Raw genomic sequence first — 20,317 nt, forward strand, 5'->3', positions numbered from 1 at the left:
GGTTAACTTTGGGCATGCAACGCATTGTATTGATGGCTGGGTTTGAGTCTTTTAATGCGGACCTATACCGCAAAGCTGCTCAACTGGCGCAAGCTCGTTGTCCAGAGTTAGAGATCTGCGTGTTTAGCGATCGCGACCTCACCACCCAATCAGAAGCGATCGCAGCAGCACTAGCAGGGGCAGATGTCTTCTTTGGCAGCTTGCTGTTCGACTATGACCAAGTGTTGTGGTTGCGCGATCGCGTGCAGCAAATTCCGATTCGCTTGGTGTTTGAGTCAGCGCTGGAATTGATGAGCCTGACCAAGTTGGGTGACTTCGCCATTGGTGACAAACCCAAAGGCATGCCCAAACCTGTCAAGTTCATTCTCGACAAATTTGGCAGCGGTAAAGAAGAAGACAAACTCGCAGGCTACCTCAGCTTTTTGAAAGTGGGGCCAAAACTCCTCAAATTCGTCCCGATCCAAAAAGTCCAAGACCTCCGCAATTGGCTGATTATTTACGGCTACTGGAACGCAGGCGGCCCAGAGAACGTAGCGTCGATGTTCTGGACGATCGCCGAAAAATATCTCGGCTTGGCGATCGGTGAAATTCCTGCCCCGATCGAAACTCCAAATATGGGGCTGTTGCATCCTGACTATGCAGGTTATTTCGAGTCTCCCAAACAATATCTAGATTGGTATCGCGATCGCCAATCGCCAATTGCCAACCGCCCCGTTGTCGGCATACTCCTCTACCGCAAACACGTTGTCACCAAACAACCCTACATCCCGCAATTGATTCGCCACTTTGAGCAGGCAGGTTTAATTCCGGTGCCAATCTTTATTAATGGTGTGGAAGGGCATGTAGCGGTGCGCGATTGGATGACGACTGCTTACGAGCAAGAGCAGCGATCGCAAGGCAATACTGAGACGCTCTCCCTCTCCAAAGAGGCTGTAGCGGTCGATGCGATCGTTTCTACAATTGGCTTCCCGTTAGTGGGTGGTCCTGCTGGCTCGATGGAAGCGGGGCGGCAGGTAGAAGTGGCGAAGCGAATCCTCAGTGCCAAAAATGTCCCTTATATCGTCGCGGCTCCCTTGCTGATTCAAGATATTCACTCTTGGACGCGGCAGGGAATTGGTGGCCTGCAAAGTGTAGTGCTGTATTCCTTGCCAGAGCTTGATGGTGCGATCGATCCGGTGCCATTGGGTGGTTTGGTAGGTGAAGACATTTATCTAATTCCCGAACGAGTCCAACGCCTGACCGGACGATTGAAGCGCTGGATCGAACTGAGACGCACTCCGCCTAGCGAGCGCAAGCTAGCCATCATTCTCTATGGCTTTCCACCCGGATATGGTGCTGTAGGCACGGCTGCTTTATTGAATGTGCCGCGATCGCTGCTGAAATTCCTGCAAGCTTTGAAAGACCAAGGTTATACGGTCGGGGACTTGCCGGAAGATGGCGAGGAACTAATTCGTCAGGTCAAAGCCGCCGATGAAGTCTTTACTGATCAGGAGGATACTCCAATTACTTTGGTGAGCGATCGCCAACTAGAGAAATGGCTGGGCTTCCTAAAAACTAGCCGCATTGAGAAACAGTGGAAGTCGCTGACGGATAGCGGCATTAAAACCTGTGGCAATCAGTTCTGCTTAGGTGGCATTCAACTCGGCAATATTTGGATTGGGGTACAGCCCCCACTCGGCATCCAAGGCGACCCCATGCGTCTGATGTTTGAGCGCGACCTCACACCCCACCCGCAGTACGCCGCTTTCTACCAGTGGTTACAACACGACTTTCAAGCTAACGCGATCGTCCACTTCGGGATGCATGGCACCGTGGAGTGGCTGCCAGGTTCGCCCCTGGGCAATACAGGCTATTCTTGGTCAGATATTTTGCTGGGCAACCTGCCCAATCTATATATATATGCAGCGAACAATCCGTCTGAGTCGATTTTGGCAAAGCGGCGGGGCTACGGCGTACTGATTTCTCATAATGTGCCACCGTATGGTCGCGCCGGACTCTACAAAGAATTGGTGACGCTACGGGACTTAATCGCCGAATATCGCGAAGACCCCACCAAAAACTACGTGCTCAAGGAAGCGATCCTGAAGAAGATTGGTGACACTGGCTTAGATGCCGACTGTCCTTGTGACGCAGCGAGGAAGCTGGGTATCTCCCTCACTCCCGAAAACGCCAAACTCTTCAGCGCTGAGGTGTTCAATCGCTACCTGCTAAAGTTGTACGAGTATCTGCAGGTTTTAGAAAACCGCCTCTTCTCCACGGGGCTGCATACGTTAGGAGAAGTGCCTAATGCCGAAATCGTAGAAGACTACTTGAACGCTTATTTAGGCGAAGAATTGCCAAAACAGGCGATCGCTCAAGTTTCTGCTGGTGCTGACCTCAAATCGCTGACCCAACAATTTGACCTCAACGGCAAAACTCCTAAACTCGAAGCAGCGGTGCAAGTTCGAGACTTACTCGCCCAAACTTCCGATGAGTTAACCAATTTACTGCGAGGCTTAAACGGCGAATACATTCCCCCCGCTCCTGGTGGTGACTTACTGCGGGATGGCCCTGGTGTCTTGCCCACAGGCCGCAACATCCACGCTCTTGACCCCTACCGGATGCCTTCACCTGCTGCCTATGAACGAGGCCGAGCGATCGCCCAACAAATCATTGCCCAACACCTCCAAGAACACCACGCCTACCCCGAAACTGTGGCCGTGATGCTCTGGGGCTTAGATGCCATCAAAACCAAAGGCGAGTCTTTAGGTATTTTGCTAGAACTCGTCGGCGCGGAACCTATCAAAGAAGGCACGGGGCGAATTGTCCGTTACGAACTCAAGCCTGTAGCCGAAATGGGTCATCCTCGCATTGACGTGCTCGCCAACCTTTCTGGCATCTTCCGCGATAGCTTCGTCAACATCATTGAACTGCTCGATGACCTGTTCCGCCGCGCCGCCGAAGCCGCCGAACCCGAAGACCAAAATTTTATTCGCAAACACGCGATCGCCCTGCAAGGCCAAGGTGTCGAAAATACCTCCGCCCGTTTGTTCTCCAATCCAGCCGGAGACTTTGGTTCCTTAGTCAACGATCGCGTAGTAGATGGCAACTGGGAATCGGGGGATGAACTTGGGGATACCTGGCGCGATCGCAACACATTTAGTTATGGTCGCCACGACAAAGGCCAAGCTCGCCCCGAAATTCTTGACACGCTACTCAAAACAACCGAGCGTGTGGTTCAAGAAATTGACTCTTTAGAATACGGCCTCACCGATATTCAGGAGTACTACGCCAACACAGGCGGCTTGAAACGAGCTGCCGAACAAAAACGGGGCAAGAAAGTGACCACAAGCTTTGTGGAAAGTTTCTCGAAAGATAGTACCCTTCGAAGTTTAGAGGATCTGTTGCGGCTAGAATACCGCACCAAACTCCTCAACCCTAAGTGGGCAGAAGCAATGGCAGCGCAAGGTTCTGGTGGTGCGTTTGAAATCTCCCAACGCATGACCGCTCTGATTGGGTGGGCTGGCACCGCCGACTTCCAAGAATCCTGGGTCTACGACCAGGCCGCCGATACCTACGCTCTTGACGCTGAGATGGCCGAAAAACTCCGCCAAGCCAACCCTGAAGCGTTCCGTAACATTGTCGCCCGGATGCTAGAAGCCAACGGTCGCGGTTTTTGGAACCCAGACCCCGAAAAACTCGCCCAACTCCGTCAACTCTACGAACTCACTGACGAGGAGCTGGAAGGAATAACAGTTAGCTAAGCAGAAGCTTCAGGAGTGGAGTAGCGTTCTAAAAAAGAAATAATCGCGGCACAGAAGCGCACATACTTTCCGTCAGCATCTTTTTGGCTATAGGCTTGTGCTAGCTTCTGGATCTCATCAGTTGACAGCCCCTCTAAAACTGGCAAAATTGCCTGAAGTGCGCTGCGTCTGGATGCTTCAAGTTTGGCGTTATTCAACCCCAGTCGCTTAATTGTCTGACTAGCAGCAGTCTTCATGGCAGGGGAATCAGTTGGCAGAATTTCACCAAAACCTGTGTAGACAAAATAATCAGCGCAGTTTTCCATCAGCGGTGAAACCATCAAGTCTGGCTGATACCAATCTTTTTTCCAGGGTCCACAGTGTTCTGCCTGTGCCCGCAGTTCCTGAGACTGGTCTCGATTTTGGTCATCGCCTTCTCCTGGGCAGGAAGCAAGAAGATTGGAATAGTCCAGCGCCAATGGTGGATAATGTGCGCGAGGTTTTAGATGTTCAATATGGCTATTGTTCTTATCAATCCGCAATCCGCAGTAGCAGCAGAGATAGCCTTGGTCTCGAATTAGTGCCTCATGGACTTTAGGCTTTTGAGGAGATCGAAAGTCATCCCAATGAGGTTTCCAGTTTTCATTTTCAAGGGCTTTCCAGGCAGTAAAGCTCTCTGGCTCCTCGCCTTTCTCGATATACTTCATCGACCAAGAATTTCTTTACGGCGAATTAAAACATCTGCTCTTGCAAATTCTGGTTCATCGTCACCAATTTGCTGCTCAAGCTGGTGTTGCAATTGTCGAGCGCTATCTAAGTTGCCCTCTTCGATCAGCCGGAATAATCGGCGCAAACTATCTTTAATGGTTTGAGGTCGCTCCGGAACACCCATCACATCTTCCAGAATCCGATTGCTGTCTCTTCCGTAAGAGCTTTCAGGATGCCGAGCTATTACACCTTGAGGAGTTCGTTCGAGCAGGTAAATCCCTTCAGGCTTAACTTGACTCACAACTTGCGGCGAATGCGTGGTCACAATAAATTGGCAATTTGGAAATGTTCGGGTTAAAGCGGGAATCACTTCGCGTTGCCAAGCGGGATGTAGGTGTAGCTCAATTTCGTCTATTAAAACAACACCTTCTCCTTGAAGTGGATCTGCCAAACCTGGATTAGCGATCGCTAACCGTCGCGCCAAATCCCCCACCATCGCTAATAAACACTTTTCGCCATCAGAGAGCTGGTTGATGCTCAAATCCTGTCCATACTTTTTCACAGTCATATGAAGAGGAGATCGACGAATTCGAAGATCTGAGAAGCCCTCACCGAGTATCGAGTAGATAGCTTGTCTAACTGCTTTTAACTCATCTTTTTGATAATTCGCGTCGTCTCGCCGAGTTTCATTTTCCAGATCCTCCATAAATCTGAACCATTGAAAAAAACTACCAAAGCTAGAATGTGCACCTGTAAGAGCATTTTCATATGCAGAGGTTTGGTCAAACCAGTTGGTTTGTAGCACCTCAAGAGAAACCTCTAGAACTGCCCGGTTAACTGAGTAGTAGATAGCTAAAGGTACGCTAGCCTCTAGATCTTCTTCACACTGACGACGTTTTTCACCAGTGAATCGGTCTAAATCAGAAAGGCTAACATGTGTATTTGCTGTACTACGTCCAACAAGAGTTTTAGTAAGTGCCCAAGTAACTTTTTGAATTCCAAAAGAGAGTGTAACCTCACCTCTGCTCACCCTCTCTCCATTCTTTACATCGAACTCATCAAAGTTGTGACCTTCGGCCAGCTCTGACTGTCTTGCAATAACAAGATGTCCATCTTGCTTCCTAGCGAATGACCCTCTACCGTCTGGATCATACTCAATTCTTGTTGTAAGCCAGGAGAGAAGAATTGAGAGACAGTCGAGGATACTTGACTTTCCTACTCCATTAACCCCAATCAAAACTATTGGTTCACTATCACTAAATTCCAATGTCATTTCATCAATGCCACGGAACGATTCCATTCTTAGGCGTTTGACTCTCATCTTCGGAATCTGACCTACCAGCTTCTATGCTTCAATACTACGTTTTCCAGTTTGAGCCTACACACATAAGTGAGCGAGCCTCAGTTCAAGTAGTAGTCCTTCTGTCCAAAGGGCGATCGCTCCTGAACCGCTATTCCTTGTCCAGCTAGCTTGTTTTCCTAGCTACATTTAAGCCCTGGGATAGGGATTCCTCGCGCTGACCAGGTCTAAGCTGGGGCATACCAAAATTGTTTTAGTTGAGGAAACATATATGCCCGGCGGTCATGCTAGCCACAAAGGTGCTTCGATCAAACCGAATACAAATGCTAACGGTGTCTTGGATGATGCGAGTAATCCAGGAGTAGACCCTCAGGCAATCCTTGACCAACCAGAAGGTTATCCTTTTGATGCCCAAGGCCAGGGAGAAGAAGAGACCAACCCTGCGGCTCTTGAGCGTGGTCCTAGCCCTTCCGAGGATGCAAAATAATCGTAATTTGCGGTAGAGCGGAATAGTCAGCAGCTCTACCGTACAAATTGCTGTTTTTAGCTAGGTATCGCTGCATTTCTCCGCTTTCCTTGATACTAGATAAAGAAGACTGCCTAGCTCCATTGAGGAAAAGCCGTGCTGCTATCAAAAGGTTTTGAAGTAGAGCTGTACACAGGAACCCCCCAGGGCGACATCGTGGGATTGTCCGACAAGATTGTGGCAACCTTAGATGGGTTTGTGCGAGAGCCTGATAGCCGCAATGTTGAGTACACTACTGCTCCCTTGTGCCGCTATGAGCGCTTACTCTGTGACTTAGTGCGTCCTCGCGTGGCACTACGACGCTATCTCAAGCAGTTGGGCGACTATACCCTGCTACCAGGTAGCACTTTGTCTTTGGGGGGGAGCGATCGCTTCTGCCGCTCCGATCCTGGCAATCCCTACCACGGCTATATTGAGCGCACCTATGGCACTAAGGTCGTCACAGCCAGTATCCATATCAACGTCGGCATTGCTGAGCCAGAGCTGTTGATGCGAGCTTGCCGATTGATTCGATTAGAAGCTCCTCTATACCTGGCCCTCAGTGCGTCCTCTCCTTTTTTAGATGGTCAGGCGACAGGCTACCACTCTACTCGTTGGGGACTCTTTCCTAAAACTCCCGCTCATGTGCCTCTGTTTGAGAGTCATGCTCATTTCATTCAGTGGACGGAGGCGCAGCTCGTAGCAGGTACGATGCAAAATGTACGGCACCTTTGGGATTCTGTTCGACCGAATGGCGATCGCCGTCCTTATAATCTCAATCGCCTGGAACTGAGAATTTGTGATTTAGTTTCAGATCCGATCGCTCTGCTAGCCATTACCGCGCTCTTAGAAGCTCGCCTGCAACAACTCATTGCTGACCCCAATCTTGATCCGCTCACAGCCAGCACCTTACCCGCTACAACTCGCGCTGAAGATTTGATTGAACTGACGAATGCCAACGAAGCTGCGGTATCCCGAAACAGCCTAGATGCAGAACTGAGGCATTGGCAAGACGGCAGAACAATTTTGGCTAGAGATTGGATTGAGCAGCTTTATCAAGAAGTATGGGCGATCGCTAAACAGCAGGGATTTAGCTGCTTTCTCCTGCCGTTGAAAAAAATCTTACGAGAAGGTAATGAAGCGCAACAATGGCTGAAACTGCATGAATCAGGTATAGATAGCCGCACAGTCATTGGTCAAGCTATTCAAGCAATGGCAGAGCAGGAGCGAGCTTTAGAGCTTGAGTTATGCCAGCCTATCGCCGCGTAGTTATTCACCTGAGGCATTGCAGCTCTGAGCTTAGTGCCTTTAGTTTTCCACTGTAGTTATTGATCAAGGAATGTTTCAGCTCTTAAAGGCCAGGACTGCAAGCTTTAGAGATTCTTCTTTTAACAAAATAATCCTGGCTGAAGACCAAAAGAAATTGTTTGTAGCCCTGAATGCCAAAACAGGGGTATTAAACCATCGAAGATCCGAATCATGAGTGAATTGATTGATCAGGATCTTTAATCATCTTGCTTTTTTTCTGGAACTATTAAAAAAATATATAGGTTCGTCTACCTTTAGGTAGACTTTTTTGTGTTTTCAGCGAGTGGTATCAGCACGAATTACTCTTTATGCCCCAAGTTGTCTTAGTTCATCCCCAAATCCCCCAAAATACGGGCAATATCGCCAGAACTTGCGCTGCTACGGGTACAGAATTGCATTTAGTGGCTCCTCTAGGCTTTGAAATCACCGATCGCTATCTGAAGCGGGCAGGTCTGGACTATTGGCCCTACGTTAAGCTGCATTATCACGGCTCTGTAGAGATTTTCCAGGCTTACTCTCGATCTAAGGGAGGCCGCTGGCTAGGTTTTAGCGCTAGAGGAAGCTGTAGTTATATTGAATGCCAGTATCAAGCCGATGATTGGCTGCTGTTTGGCAGTGAAACTCAAGGTCTGCCCGCAGAAGTTTTAGATATGTGTGACCAAGTGCTCTACATTCCTATGGGGCAGCCTCACGTTCGTAGCCTTAACCTATCCGTCAGTGCAGCCGTTGGTTTATTTGAAGCCCGCCGTCAATTGGGTGATCTTAACGTTAAGCCTGAGCAGCCTTGACAAGTTCATTTTCAGGTAGGCGATCGCTTAATTCTTATATTGCGATTGAGTAGTCATCTCTATTCAATGACTTAACTCTCTATTAGAAATGGAAAATCAGAAAGTAGTTCTATAGGGGACAGTTACAGGTGAACAAAATTATTTCGTCGCACAAAATACAAAATCTATCCGGAAGCAATAAGAAATTCCTATAAAGAATTCGCTGAGATCACCCAATCTACGCTGTGAATTTTGATCACTTTGTCATGGTCTTATCCTGTTCCATCCGAAAACTGCTGTAGCGATCAAAACAGACGGGTTTGCTCTTGGGAACCTAAATCCCAAATTTTTAGTTACCTTAATCTGGGTGCATGATTCCACGGTTGATGTTCACCAAAACTTCACGTAGAGTCACGTCTGTAGTTAAGTTGAATCCTGTACCTCAGCTCTGAGACGGCTGAAAAAAACCGTTACTGACGCAATGACAGACACTATTTTTTGGGCGAGTAATCTGAAATCTGCACTTGATTTAGCAAACGAGAGAAGTGCGTTAAACTTCAGTTTGATTAGCTCTTCAAGAGAAACTGCAACTCAATTTCTGAGACAGCAAAACCCCTTGAGCTGGACTCAAAAATCGACTCTTGAATTTTTTGTTAAGTAGTGTAAGCTTGTCTAAACCAAAAAAGCAGGGTAATCTTGCCTAGGTGTAATTGCCGTCAGTGATCTTCGTCTGTTTTCAATGTGATTTGCATCATTGACTGACGACGGATCGAGTGAATTGAGGACAGTTAAGCGCTGGTCATTAGGAGGTCGTTCTTTGAAACGAGCATTTCCGCAGAAGGTCAAGTCTGTTCTTTCCCACACACCAGGAAGTGATGTGGCTGATGAACAAAGCAAGCAGGGGCCGACCGAGGTCAATCGTAAGGCTTGCACCTCTGCTGCCATGATTGGATTAGCAATCTCGATGGGTGCGTCCAGTTTATTACTGCCTCGGCAAAACGATCGAGCTGTGGCAGCAGAACCGTTGACTGTTGAACCATCGGTTGCAACCGTTCCGGCTTACGAAGTTGCAGCTCTCTCAGCTACCCCAGAAATCGAGCCAGCAGCAGCTACACTGCCTGTGCCAGAGTCTTCTGCTATCAAGCACAGTGTGCAACCAGGCCAGACCCTGTGGCAAATTGCTCGACTCTATCAAGTTGATGCTACCGCGATCGCTACCGCTAATGGTATCGCCCCTAGCACCACCCTAGAGGTTGGTCAGATTCTACAGATTCCTTCTGTCTCCTCTACTTCCACCTCTTACGAGGTTGCTTCAGCCCAGTTGGAACCAAGCCCCACGTTTGATCCCACGGCTGAGCTACAAGTAAACGAACCCAGCATTGCTTCTGTAGATCAAGCTGAGGTTTTGAAGGAACAGCAAGACATTGCTCTCGATCGCTTAAAGCAAAAGCGAGATGAGCTGAAAAATAGTCTGGCGGAGTTACGGTCTGAGGAAGGTCAAAGTTTAGTTAATAGCAATCAGGTTGCTACAGCTTTCGCTGAGGAGTCTGATGTCGATGGTGCAGCAAGCCAAGTAACTGCCACTGCATCTCCTGAAACTCCATTGGTAACCGCAGAGGTGGCTCAAAAAACGCAACCTCAAGAGCCTCAAGTTGTTGCAGCGACCGAAGTACCACAAGCAAAACCAGTGGTCACCCTCGCTGAACTTGCTCAAGTACCTACTCCGACTCTGGAGCCTAAGGTGATTGAGTCCAAAACCAATGAGTCCAGCTCTGTAGTAGCGACCGCTCAGGGCACGAAAGCTTTGAAACCAGAAGCTGAGACTCAAGTCATTATCGAGCCTCAGGTAGTTCCCGCTCCCAGCTCTGTAGTGATTCCGGAGGCCATGAGTGAGCCTCAGGTGCCAACAGCGGTTGAGCAAAGCGCTTATCGGGTCGGCCCTGGGGACACCTTGGATGCGATCGCTCGGAATCATGGCATTTCTAGAGCAGAACTGATTCAAGCCAACCGAATCAGCGATCCGAACTACATCCGAGTTAATCAGGTGCTTACAATTCCTCAAGTCAAAGAGGGCACTTTACAAATTGCGACTACAGCTGATGTCGCCAACGGAACGGCACCAACCTTAGTCGCTTCGACCAGCGGTGTTGCTGTCCCCACCATGCCAGTTGTGGGAGCTAGCCTACCTAGCACCTCTGCTGCTGGCGCTAAATCCGCTGAATTCCGAGGCACGATCGCAGCCGTACCCAAGCAAGCGATCGCTACGGAGAAGGCGGCTGAAGGCCAAGAGGGCACCAAGGTAGCAACAGCTCCACTGAGCAATGCACCTTTCTCTGAGAAGCCAAGCAGCTCAGGAGCCTCGTTTAACCCAGACGCAAGCAACAGCCCTTACATCAACAACTTGAAATCCGAGATTATCAAGTTGCGTGAGAAGTACCGAGCTACTGGGTCATCTAAAGCCACCGCTACTCAGGCTAATGTGCTGAAGACAGTGCCTTCTATCAGCGCTGCTCCATCTCAGAAGCCTAATGCTAGCCCTGTAACAGCTCGGCAGGTCAATCCAGAATTCAGCCCTAGCCGCTACACAGAAGCTCTACAAGCCGAAATTCGGACGCTCCAGCAAAAGCGTCAGTCTGGGCAATCTTCAGCTCCTACAGCGTCTAATACGGTCAAGCCAGAAGCTAGCCAAAAGTTGGTTGCGGCGGCTCCCCTAGGTTCAGACTCATATGATCCTCTAGTGAAGCCTTTAGTGGGACAAACGGTGTCTCCTGATTTGCCACCTTTGGCGGCAGCCGATCGCTATCTGCCAGAAAACGCAGCTAGCTTCAAGGGTTATATTTGGCCTGCAAAGGGAGTTCTAAGCTCAGGCTATGGCTGGCGCTGGGGTCGGATGCACAAAGGAATCGACATTGCGGCTCCTGTAGGAACTCCTGTTGTGGCAGCAGCTTCTGGTGTTGTGATCACTGCTGGTTGGAATGAGGGCGGGTATGGCAACTTAGTCGAGATTCAGCATCCCGACGGTAGCGTTACTCTCTACGCTCACAACAACCGAATTTTGGTGCGTTCAGGCCAGCAAGTTGACCAAGGTCAGCAAATTGCCGAAATGGGTAGCACTGGCTATAGCACAGGTCCTCACTCCCACTTTGAGCTCCATGCTGCTGGGCAAGGTGCTGTGAATCCAATGAAGTACCTCGCTAGCCGCTAATCAGCTCAAGCGTGACTTAATCTAATCGAAATCGAGCATCGGGGAGGTCTTTGGCTTCCCCGATTGCTTTTATGTCTGTAACAGCTAGCCTAAATTTTTTAGATTTTTTCAGATAAGGATAGCGATCGCTAACTTTTTTATGCTATTTTAATAAAGCGAAATCAGTCAGCACTGGTGGATGCAGCTCGGCTCAGTAGCTCAGTGGTTAGAGCAGGGGACTCATAAGCCCAAGGTCGCAGGTTCAAATCCCGCCTGAGCCATTCTAGATAAGTCAAAACTAAGGTGAATTTTTTTGTGATGCAGCGATCGCTTCTGGCAATGGCTTGGCAATCGCTTTAGACCTTGATGCTGTTCAGCTGCTGCGCTTATTCCTGTTTAGGTTAACAGTTTCTACAGCCCGCAGCACCAAATCAAGACGTTTACGCTGCTTTAGCCACTCTCTGCAAGCATCTTTGGCTAGCTGTATCTCTTCCTCCGTCAAAGTCTCATCTGAGGGCGCAGAAACTAAAATATTGGCTACTTTTGCAGCTTTGTAAAAAGGAACTCCATGCTTGACTAGTTCGGTATGGAATAACTCTTCTTTTTGCTTAGGAGATATTAAAAGCTTTTCCTGCATGATCGTTTAACAACAGGGAATAAATTAGTTTGAATTTGCATTGTTTTATCGCCCATAACCTTACGGCGCTTCTATAACTGCTTACATCTACCTCTGGAAGGGTCACAGAGCCTCACTCAACTGTGAATTTACAAAGACGTGTCATCAGCGCTGAAACCAAGCCGTTAAGGCCACTGCTAGGCCGTCTGCCGCATCATCGGGTCTAGGGATGGCATCTAAGTTAAGTTCCCGTGCCACGGCTTGCTGTACCTCTTGCTTGTCAGCTCCACCGTAGCCCGTTAAAGCCTGCTTGATCTGAGCTGGAGTAAATTCCACAAAAGGTACTTTGTGCTGCGCTAGGACCAACATCAACACGCCACGGGCTTGAGCAACGGCGATCGTGTTGCCCATGCGGTAGAAAAACAGCTTTTCGATCGCCACTAGATCGGGTTGCCATTCGTCTAGCAGCGTATGCAGGTCGTCATAAATGGTGCAGAGGCGATCGCCCATTTCTGTATGAGCTGGAGTTTGGATCACCCCAAAATCAAGCAGGGTAGGAGCGTGGTTACCCTCGTCCCTACCCAAAATAATGCCAAAGCCTAGGATCGCCAATCCGGGGTCTAAGCCTAGGACACGTTTTTCCATTGTCGTTTAGCAAGCCTCTAGTTTAGCGAGCTCTGGCTCCAGTGCCGTTAGTCGCAGCCACCGCTTCAGTTTCTGCCTCTTCTAAGCCGAATACGCGATTAAACACTTTTTCCACTTTGTAGCCAGAATCAATGGATTCTAGAGGGTCTTTGCGGAGGCGGTGACGCAGGCAAAGGGTGACAACTCGGCGAATGTCATCGACAGTGACTTCGGTGCGACCTTCCAGAGCTGCGATCGCTTTGGCAGCCCGATTGGTCACGATATCGCCCCGGAGACCATCTACATCCAACTCAGAACAAACCTGAGAGATGTTCACACGCAGATCGTAGTCCATGCTGACAGACTTGAGGCGTTCTTGCGCGCCCACTAAGCGCTCTTGTAGCTCATCTTGCTGCGTCTGATATTGCTCTAGAAAAGCTTGAGGGTTTTGGTCAAACTCAGTGCGTTGCTCGACGATTTGCACCCGTAAAGATGGCTCCTTGACGGTGCGAATCTCAGCATGCATCCCGAAGCGATCGAGCAGTTGGGGGCGGAGTTCGCCTTCTTCTGGGTTTCCGGAACCAACCAAGACGAAACGAGCCGGGTGCCGAATCGAAATACCTTCGCGCTCAACTGTATTCCAACCAGAGGCGGCAGAGTCGAGGAGTACGTCTACCAAGTGGTCATCCAGCAGGTTAACTTCATCCACATACAGGATGCCTCGGTTTGCCTTGGCTAACAGGCCAGGTTCAAATGCTTTTACCCCTTCTGATAATGCTTTTTCGATGTCGATCGTGCCACAAACTCGGTCTTCGGTCGCACCAAGGGGCAAGTCAACCATGATGACTTTTTTCTGGGCAACTTTAACACCACCCTGCTGCTCTACCAGTTGTTTGACGGCATCGCTCATCAGCTCTGGATCGGTGGGGTGGCTGTTGAAGGGGTCATCTGCTACTACTTCAATTTCGGGTAGCAGGTCAGCCAAGGCACGGATGGTGGTGGATTTACCTGTGCCGCGATCGCCCATGATCATGACACCGCCAATCTTAGGGTCAATTACGTTCAGCAACAGGGCCAGTTTCATTTCCTCCTGACCCACAATGGCTGTGAAGGGAAACACCAGGCGGCGAGTAGCTGATTTTGAATTTGGGCTAGCTTGGGCAGTCAGACTCACAGGATTACCTAGATCTTAAGAATATTTGATGACTGTCTCTCATTTTGCCATACAGCCTAGAGCTAAATGCACTCCCAGCACTCGTATCAAGTTTCTAGCGCTTTAAGATCCCGCAAAACCTCACCAGCAGATTGGTATCGCTCGTTGAAGTAGTAGCAGACCATGCGATCCAAAACCGCCGCGAATTGATCGCTAACCTCAGTAAACTCTCGCCAAATCACAGTGCCCGTTTCAGGATTCGGTGACAGTTGGTAAGGAAAGAACCCCGTTAGGGCTTGAATGGCGATCATTCCCAGCGCATAAACATCGCTACTGAGACCAGGGTATCCAGCTAGCTGCTCTGGGGGAGCATAGCCACGGGTACCGATCGCAACAGTAAATCCTTCTTCTTGGGCGCTCTGGCGGGAAGCACTATAGTCTTGGGGCTGCATTTGTTTCACAGCTCCAAAATCAATTAACACTAGTTGTTGATCGAGTTGGCGACGCATGATGTTGCTGGGCTTGAGGTCCCGATGAATCACATGACGTTCGTGCAGAAATGCTAAGACTTCTAAGATGGGCCTAAGTAACCCTACAACTTGAGCTTCTGACAACCGCTTGCCGGAAGGTAACTCCTCGCTGAGAGGATGCCCCGCTATAAATTCCTCTACTAAATAAAACTCAGCATTTTCTTCAAATGAAGCCAAAAGTTGCGGAATTTGATCGTGTTTCCCCAGCTTTTCCAAAATTTCAGCTTCAGTTTTGAATAAACGTCTAGCAGTTTGCAAAAAGCGCACATCACTCCGGGCTGGCACTAAATGCTTCACCACGCACAGCGGATTACCAGGCCGCTGAGTATCTTGGGCTAAATAGGTCAAGCTAAACCCACCGGATGCCAGGACACGATCAATTTTGTAGCGCCGACTCAACAAGAAACGAGGGCGATCGCTGATTGGGTCTTCAACATCATTAGCAACATGCTGATCTGAATAAGTGCGGGTATTAATGGCTTCAGTTGCATCATTAGACTTGGTGCTACTAGTGGGCACCTGGGTGCTGACACTCCGCTTGGTACTCTGGGTCGGGATTAAGGTGGTGTCACCATTCGCAGCACTGGTCGGAGCGCTAGTTAAAGCAATGGTTGGAGTCCCAGTCAACAAGGTTTGCAACAGGGCAATCGTCTTTTCTTGGTCTTCAACTTGTTCAGCGATCGTTTTACGCTCTTGATACGCCTGATAAGCAAAGTAAGAAACCAAGCTACCCGCTGTAGTAAGTAGGGCGATCGCAGGCGGTACAAAGGGAATCCAAGCAGACTGGGTAAACCAGCCATAGCAAACGAGATATAAACCACCAACGGCAGCAACTCCCATCAAGCCCAGGTAGACCGGATGCCGAACTCGCCAAGCCAACAAGGCCCCTACCGCCGACCAGCCCCAAATCCACAATCCTTCAGCCCACTCAGGCCAAAACCAAACTAGCGATCGCTGGCCCAACGCCGCACTGATAAATTGACTAACCATGTGAGCATGAATCAGCACTCCTGGCATTTCTGGGTTGCCCTGCTCAATCGCGCTGTAGGGAGTCGGAAACAAATCTTTGATACTAGGGGCTGTGGTTCCGATCAAGATAATTTTGTCTTTGATCCAGGCTGGATTCACTTGACGCTGCAATACCTGCGTCAATGTCACCTGACGAGCCACTCGCTGGTTCGAGTGATAGCTCAATAAGACTTGGTACCCACCAGCATCACCGTTGATGTAACCACCGGAATTTGGTTGTAACGGCGTAAACACAGCCTCACCCCAGCGAACTGCCTGGTAACTTTTCCAGGGCTGTTGCGGGGTAATTCCTCGGGGGGCCAAATACTTTGATGCCAACCGCAACGACAAAGAAGCAAATTCAGCGTTATCAGTTTCTCCGAAGAGAAAATTGCGCCGAATCACGTTGTCGGAGTCGAAGACAATATCGTTAAATCCCACTCGATCACTTGGCACACCCGGCGGAGCCTTGGTCTTGTTGTTGGCTGTGTCCCCCAAGGTCGAGATTGTGACTACATTTGGTGCTTGTAGTTGTTGCAGCAGGGACGTGCGCCCCGGTGGCTGGGGAATTTCCCGCAGGATATCTAAACCAATGGCAGCGGGCTGGTAACGCTGGAGTTCAGCTAAGGCTTGCGCGATCGCCTGATCCGAGATTGGCCACCTATTTTGAGCTTGAATATCTGATTCGGTAATGGCAACTACAAGTAATCGGGGATCTGGTCCCAAATCAGGTTGGAGTTGCACCAGGCGATCGTAAGCCGCTAACTCCAGCGGTTGCCATCCCCCCACTTGCCGCACTCCCAGCACCAAACCTGTGACAATCACGCTCGTCACCAGAGCGGGTTGAGTCACCATCGGTATCAGCTTGCGCCAGCGTTCTAAGCTAGGCCGTGTAAAACGGATTTGATACGCCAGTTTAGAGATCACAGAGGTCAGCCATTGGCTAGAGCATTAACAAGCAGACTTTTACCAAACTCTAACAGCTCTACATGACTAACCCAGCCTAGCTAAGCAATCGAATCACTGCCACTCGTTTAAAATGCGCTTATTCCGTCCAGAGACACGATTTAGATCATGACAAGTCAACTTCCCATTCCGGTTGTTGTTAACGGGGCCGCGGGAAAAATGGGCCGCGAAGTCGTCAAGGCGATCGCCCAAACACCTGATCTGACCCTGATTGGGGCTGTCGATCGCAATCCCAAATACATAGGTGAAGACGTAGGGGAAGTGGCTGGATGCGGCCCTTTAGAAGTGCCAATCCTCAACGACTTTGAGCCAGTCCTAGCGATGGCTGGGCAAGAGAAGCAGCTAGGAGTGATGGTCGATTTCACTCACCCAGACGGTGTGTACGACAACGTGAGAGCTGCAATCGCCTATGGTGTCCGTCCCGTTGTGGGCACGACTGGCTTAAGCCCCCAGCAGATTCAAGAATTAGCCGAATTTGCTGACAAAGCCAGTACAGGTTGTCTCATTATTCCTAATTTCTCCATTGGTATGGTGCTGCTGCAACAGGCCGCAATCCAAGCTTCCCAGCACTTCGACCATGTCGAAATCATCGAACTACACCACAACCAAAAAGCAGATGCTCCAAGCGGAACAGCGCTACAAACAGCGCAAATGCTAGCCGAGCTGGGTAAAAGCTTTAACCCATCGACGGTTGAGGAAACTGAAAAAATACCAGGAGCCAAAGGAGCTTTAGCCGATGAAGGAATTCGTATTCATAGTGTGCGTTTACCCGGTTTAATTGCTCATCAAGAAGTCATCTTTGGCGCAGCCGGGCAAATTTATACCCTGCGGCATGACACGAGCGATCGCGCTTGCTACATGCCCGGAGTTTTGCTTTCAATTCGCAAAGTGATTCAGCTAAAGTCGCTGGTCTATGGCTTAGAAAAAATCCTTTAGACCCAGCAAAATTACCAAAAAAATTGCCTGACCCTACAAGCCCCCAGGGTCAGGCAATTCACCTGTAAAGACGCTTTCCTAACCAGAAAAACCAAACAAATTTAGTTGCCCCCTACTTGTTTAGTCTTTCTGAACGCCTTATTCAGAATTAAATTTATTCTGCTACTTTTGTCTTATAAAAACTTCGAGGCAACTACGCAACTTTTAGACAGTAAAGATTGAATTTTCTGTGCTCAAATCCGTAGAATTACTCTCCTCTTATTTAAAGTTAAACTCATAAACAGAGGAATACAAAGAAATGAAGCAACCTGACAACCACTAGGGCAGTACCTTTGGGCCAACTGCTAGTCTATAGCCAATAATCTACAGCCAAGTCTAGCACTAGTAAATAAAGCGTTGTGAGTTCGAGTTACCGCCAAAGTTTCTTCCCTTAAAAACTTCACAATGTTAGGCTCATAATATTAAAGCGATCGCCCACAAACTATTGCCAACTCAAGAGTATATAAACTTGTACTAATGCTAGTTCCATTGACTCGCGAGAAATTCGAACAACTGGTTCCCCTCGTTGCCACTTTTCCTCAGTACAAATATCACTGGGGAAAAGTCTCTGACTTCTTAAAGCGACTTCTCATCTCTGTTGTGGGAGGGGTAGTTGTTACCATCGCCTACTCTGTTCTTGGAGAAGGCAGCGCAGGTGGACTCATCCTCTTTTTCCTAGGAGTTGCAACCAGTCTCTATTGGCTCTGGGCTCCTGTCTTCTGGGCTACCCTCCGAAACCTAGAAGCTCGCAAACCACGCCATAGCGGTTTTTGGCAAGGCCGTGTCTTAGATGCCTACGTCAGCGAAGAACTGATCGGAACAGAAGAAACCGTGAATAAGCGGGGAGAGTTAGTCCTCGTAGAAAACCGCGAACGACGGCTGAACTTAGAAGTAGGCGACGAAAGCGGATTTAGAATTCCCGTCCAAGTGCCGCTGCGTCGGGAGCATAAAGCCATTCGCCCGGATCAAGTCGCTCATATGGTAGTGATGTCGCACTTGCCAGATCTGAGTCGCATTGCCAAAATTTCTGACATTTACATTCCTAGCCAGAATATTTGGGTGAGCGACTACCCACAAGTGCAGCGGGATAATTTCTTGGAAGTTAGCCGACGACTAAGCTCTCAGCCTAAGCCTCGCAAATCCCCTCGTCGCCGTGCTGCAATGGACATGTAAGTCGCTGAGCCTATCTCTAAACTCAACCCATACCAGGGCTGTCTTGACCGTACGCTTTCCAAGCCAAATCTACTAAGCCATTCATAATTGCAGCGGCGACGACAGCGCTCCCTTTACGCCCCTCAATGCGAATATGGGGCACCAATGAATCCTGTAAGCGGTGTTTTGCAACTTCGATATCGACAAATCCAGAGGGGGTACCTACCACTAGGGCGGGGCGAATTTCCTCTGCTTCAATTAAGTCCACAATGACCGATAAGGCAGTTTGGGCTTGACCAATCACGAAAATGCCTTCTGGATAGCGACGTGCCAGGGTTTCAATACCCCAAGCAGCGCGAGTTTTATCTCTTTGAGGCCGAGTCAAAGCATCCATGCTGCAATATACCGGATTGGCAAAGGTGTTTTGGATATTTGAAGTAATACCAACTTGTACCATCGGCACATCTACCACAATAGTGCTGCGGGCTGCTAAAGCTGCGGCTCCCGCTTGTAGTGCCTGCTCAGAAAAGCGAATCAAGGATTTGTACTCAAAATCAGCAGTGGCATAAATCACTCGACGCACAATTTCATATTCAGCCGGGGAAAACGTGTGTTCACCCATTTCTCGGTCAATGATTCCTAAACTCTGAGCGTCCGTAATATGCCACTCCATGCCTAACTTGTCCCTCAAATGCGTGCTTGGGGTTTGAGATAGTTATACACTCCTAAGCAGTCATACAGCGTAATTGCTATAGGACTGCTTGCACTTTAGGCGATCGCGTTGGTTCTATCCTCAGCGGATTGAAATTCAGTCTTGAGGAAATTTTGCCTGCATTCAAGTTACCACTGGTTAACTTTCAGGGGCGGAAGACTGAGTAAACATTGGTGAAAGATAAGCCACTAAAGCTCCTAGCATAAATCCCACCACGTTTCGAAACAGAGGTAGCCATTCTGAGGTGCGTGTCACAACCGGACCAACACCAAAAGCAATAAATAAAATTCCCCACAAAGGCGAGAAAATTAGAGCCCATTGCCAAGCAAACACTTGGCCTTCCTTACGAGGATGAGCGGCAAAGCCGAAGATCACGCCTCCGACCAGTGAAGTAATTAGAGTGAGAATCCACTGTTCTTGAGGCAAACCGGGCACCACTTGGCACCCACCTTTACGTAAGCAGGCTTTGACGGACTCTAGGGCTTGAATGATGGCTTGGTCTTCACCATTTTCGCGCACAAAGAATTGGTTACCATAGCGGGTTTGCAGTTCAATCCAGAAGGTGCGTGGCATCAGCTCATAAAAGGCATCCCCAACACTAAAGTTGAGGATATTACCGCCCCGCGCATCCGCGACTAGCAGCAGGCTTTTTTCATCTAGGCCCCAAAAGTCTTTCACCGCTCGCCCTGGAGTTTGATCAAATTGAGTCAAAACTCGAAGTTTCCAGCCTGTTTCTGCTTCAAAGGTTTCTAAATCTTTGGCCAAGGATTCTTCTTGGATGCCCGTAAGATTTTTTGCTAGATCAATGACCGTCGTTGGTTCACTGGGCAGCAGTTGTGGGTTTTCGTAGGCTTGGGCTGCTGGTGCGATCGCCCACATTGACAACGCTAAGCAGAAGGCAGCAAGGAAAGTAAGAAGCCGTCGCGGAGAAAGGTATGGCATTGGCAACGCTAGATTAAATCTAATAAGTGGATGCTATGAGTGACGCTAAAAATGGACAGCGCTCACCTATTTATCTTTACACTTGTTTACTTTAATTTAATCTTACGGACTGAGAGCGGGAGCCGTCAATTGCCATGGTTCGATC

Annotated in this window: 15 protein-coding genes and 1 tRNA gene; 8 read left to right on the forward strand and 8 right to left on the reverse strand. The window is 49.1% G+C overall.

Features of this window, described 5'->3' with window-relative positions; translation table 11 throughout:
• The first annotated feature begins 14 nt into the window (after positions 1 to 14).
• Positions 15 to 3,743: a magnesium chelatase subunit H gene (gene bchH, locus H6F68_RS24470; protein ID WP_190563080.1), complete on the forward strand. Its 3,729-nt coding sequence runs from the start codon at positions 15 to 17 to the stop codon at positions 3,741 to 3,743.
• Here the strand turns inward: bchH and H6F68_RS24475 are convergent.
• A complete protein-coding gene (locus H6F68_RS24475; RefSeq protein WP_190433429.1) occupies positions 3,740 to 4,429 on the reverse strand; it encodes a retron system putative HNH endonuclease in 690 nt (229 codons plus the stop codon). The two genes, bchH and H6F68_RS24475, sit on opposite strands and share 4 nt — an antisense overlap.
• Positions 4,426 to 5,751: an AAA family ATPase gene (locus tag H6F68_RS24480; protein WP_190433430.1), complete on the reverse strand. Its 1,326-nt coding sequence runs from the start codon at positions 5,749 to 5,751 to the stop codon at positions 4,426 to 4,428. Before H6F68_RS24480 ends, H6F68_RS24475 begins: the two co-directional genes overlap by 4 nt.
• A 250-nt stretch (positions 5,752 to 6,001) precedes the next feature.
• Here H6F68_RS24480 and H6F68_RS24485 point away from each other — a divergent pair, with 250 nt between their 5' ends.
• The 5 genes from H6F68_RS24485 (at position 6,002) to H6F68_RS24505 (ending at position 11,775) form a co-directional block, all read left to right on the forward strand.
• Entirely contained in the window at positions 6,002 to 6,217 is a 216-nt protein-coding gene (locus H6F68_RS24485; protein WP_190563082.1) for a hypothetical protein, read from the forward strand.
• 135 nt (positions 6,218 to 6,352) lie between these two features.
• Positions 6,353 to 7,504, forward strand: a complete 1,152-nt coding sequence (gene gshA / locus H6F68_RS24490; RefSeq protein ID WP_190563084.1) for a glutamate--cysteine ligase — start codon at positions 6,353 to 6,355, stop codon at positions 7,502 to 7,504.
• A gap of 347 nt (positions 7,505 to 7,851) precedes the next feature.
• Positions 7,852 to 8,331 (forward strand): tRNA (cytidine(34)-2'-O)-methyltransferase, encoded by a 480-nt coding sequence (locus H6F68_RS24495; RefSeq protein WP_190563086.1) that lies wholly within the window; start codon positions 7,852 to 7,854, stop codon positions 8,329 to 8,331.
• A gap of 796 nt (positions 8,332 to 9,127) precedes the next feature.
• A complete protein-coding gene (locus H6F68_RS29880; RefSeq protein ID WP_190563088.1) occupies positions 9,128 to 11,515 on the forward strand; it encodes a peptidoglycan DD-metalloendopeptidase family protein in 2,388 nt (795 codons plus the stop codon).
• Between the two features lie 187 nt (positions 11,516 to 11,702).
• A tRNA-Met gene (locus tag H6F68_RS24505) sits at positions 11,703 to 11,775 on the forward strand.
• Positions 11,776 to 11,867: 92 nt separating this feature from the next.
• Here the strand turns inward: H6F68_RS24505 and H6F68_RS24510 are convergent.
• The 4 genes from H6F68_RS24510 to H6F68_RS29165 form a co-directional block, all read right to left on the reverse strand.
• Complete coding sequence (locus H6F68_RS24510) at positions 11,868 to 12,131, reverse strand: hypothetical protein (protein ID WP_190563090.1); 264 nt, start codon at positions 12,129 to 12,131, stop codon at positions 11,868 to 11,870.
• 144 nt (positions 12,132 to 12,275) lie between these two features.
• Complete coding sequence (gene ruvC, locus H6F68_RS24515) at positions 12,276 to 12,755, reverse strand: crossover junction endodeoxyribonuclease RuvC (RefSeq protein ID WP_190563092.1); 480 nt, start codon at positions 12,753 to 12,755, stop codon at positions 12,276 to 12,278.
• 22 nt (positions 12,756 to 12,777) lie between these two features.
• Entirely contained in the window at positions 12,778 to 13,908 is a 1,131-nt protein-coding gene (gene bchI / locus H6F68_RS24520; protein WP_190563094.1) for a magnesium chelatase ATPase subunit I, read from the reverse strand.
• A gap of 86 nt (positions 13,909 to 13,994) precedes the next feature.
• Positions 13,995 to 16,352, reverse strand: a complete 2,358-nt coding sequence (locus tag H6F68_RS29165) for a CHASE2 domain-containing serine/threonine-protein kinase (protein WP_313930234.1) — start codon at positions 16,350 to 16,352, stop codon at positions 13,995 to 13,997.
• Positions 16,353 to 16,499: 147 nt separating this feature from the next.
• On the opposite strand from H6F68_RS29165, the gene dapB reads away from it, so the two are divergent.
• Positions 16,500 to 17,327, forward strand: coding sequence for a 4-hydroxy-tetrahydrodipicolinate reductase (gene dapB / locus H6F68_RS24530; protein ID WP_190563096.1), 828 nt, complete (start codon positions 16,500 to 16,502; stop codon positions 17,325 to 17,327).
• Positions 17,328 to 17,843: 516 nt separating this feature from the next.
• Positions 17,844 to 18,539 (forward strand): phosphate ABC transporter permease, encoded by a 696-nt coding sequence (locus H6F68_RS24535; RefSeq protein WP_190554875.1) that lies wholly within the window; start codon positions 17,844 to 17,846, stop codon positions 18,537 to 18,539.
• A gap of 22 nt (positions 18,540 to 18,561) precedes the next feature.
• On the opposite strand, the gene H6F68_RS24540 is transcribed toward H6F68_RS24535, so the two are convergent.
• Together H6F68_RS24540 and H6F68_RS24545 are read right to left on the reverse strand one after the other, a co-directional pair.
• The gene (locus tag H6F68_RS24540) at positions 18,562 to 19,191 is read right to left on the reverse strand and encodes a precorrin-8X methylmutase (RefSeq protein ID WP_190433444.1); all 630 of its coding nucleotides are present in this window, start codon (positions 19,189 to 19,191) and stop codon (positions 18,562 to 18,564) included.
• A gap of 177 nt (positions 19,192 to 19,368) precedes the next feature.
• Positions 19,369 to 20,172 carry a TPM domain-containing protein gene (locus H6F68_RS24545; protein ID WP_190554876.1) on the reverse strand — a complete coding sequence of 268 codons (804 nt, stop codon included), beginning with the start codon at positions 20,170 to 20,172 and terminating at the stop codon, positions 19,369 to 19,371.
• Between the last annotated feature and the right edge of the window lie 145 nt (positions 20,173 to 20,317).

The organism is Trichocoleus sp. FACHB-262 (assembly GCF_014696035.1).
Taxonomy (GTDB): domain Bacteria; phylum Cyanobacteriota; class Cyanobacteriia; order FACHB-46; family FACHB-46; genus Trichocoleus.

Excerpts from the sequence above, each read along its gene's own strand:
- bchH (WP_190563080.1), top strand. The coding sequence starts at position 15 with ATGCAACGCATTGTATTGATGGCTGGGTTTGAGTCTTTTAATGCGGAC.
- H6F68_RS24475 (WP_190433429.1), bottom strand. The coding sequence starts at position 4,429 with ATGAAGTATATCGAGAAAGGCGAGGAGCCAGAGAGCTTTACTGCCTGG.
- H6F68_RS24480 (WP_190433430.1), bottom strand. The coding sequence starts at position 5,751 with ATGAGAGTCAAACGCCTAAGAATGGAATCGTTCCGTGGCATTGATGAA.
- H6F68_RS24485 (WP_190563082.1), top strand. The coding sequence starts at position 6,002 with ATGCCCGGCGGTCATGCTAGCCACAAAGGTGCTTCGATCAAACCGAAT.
- H6F68_RS24495 (WP_190563086.1), top strand. The coding sequence starts at position 7,852 with ATGCCCCAAGTTGTCTTAGTTCATCCCCAAATCCCCCAAAATACGGGC.
- H6F68_RS24510 (WP_190563090.1), bottom strand. The coding sequence starts at position 12,131 with ATGCAGGAAAAGCTTTTAATATCTCCTAAGCAAAAAGAAGAGTTATTC.
- ruvC (WP_190563092.1), bottom strand. The coding sequence starts at position 12,755 with ATGGAAAAACGTGTCCTAGGCTTAGACCCCGGATTGGCGATCCTAGGC.
- dapB (WP_190563096.1), top strand. The coding sequence starts at position 16,500 with ATGACAAGTCAACTTCCCATTCCGGTTGTTGTTAACGGGGCCGCGGGA.
- H6F68_RS24535 (WP_190554875.1), top strand. The coding sequence starts at position 17,844 with ATGCTAGTTCCATTGACTCGCGAGAAATTCGAACAACTGGTTCCCCTC.
- H6F68_RS24540 (WP_190433444.1), bottom strand. The coding sequence starts at position 19,191 with ATGGAGTGGCATATTACGGACGCTCAGAGTTTAGGAATCATTGACCGA.
- H6F68_RS24545 (WP_190554876.1), bottom strand. The coding sequence starts at position 20,172 with ATGCCATACCTTTCTCCGCGACGGCTTCTTACTTTCCTTGCTGCCTTC.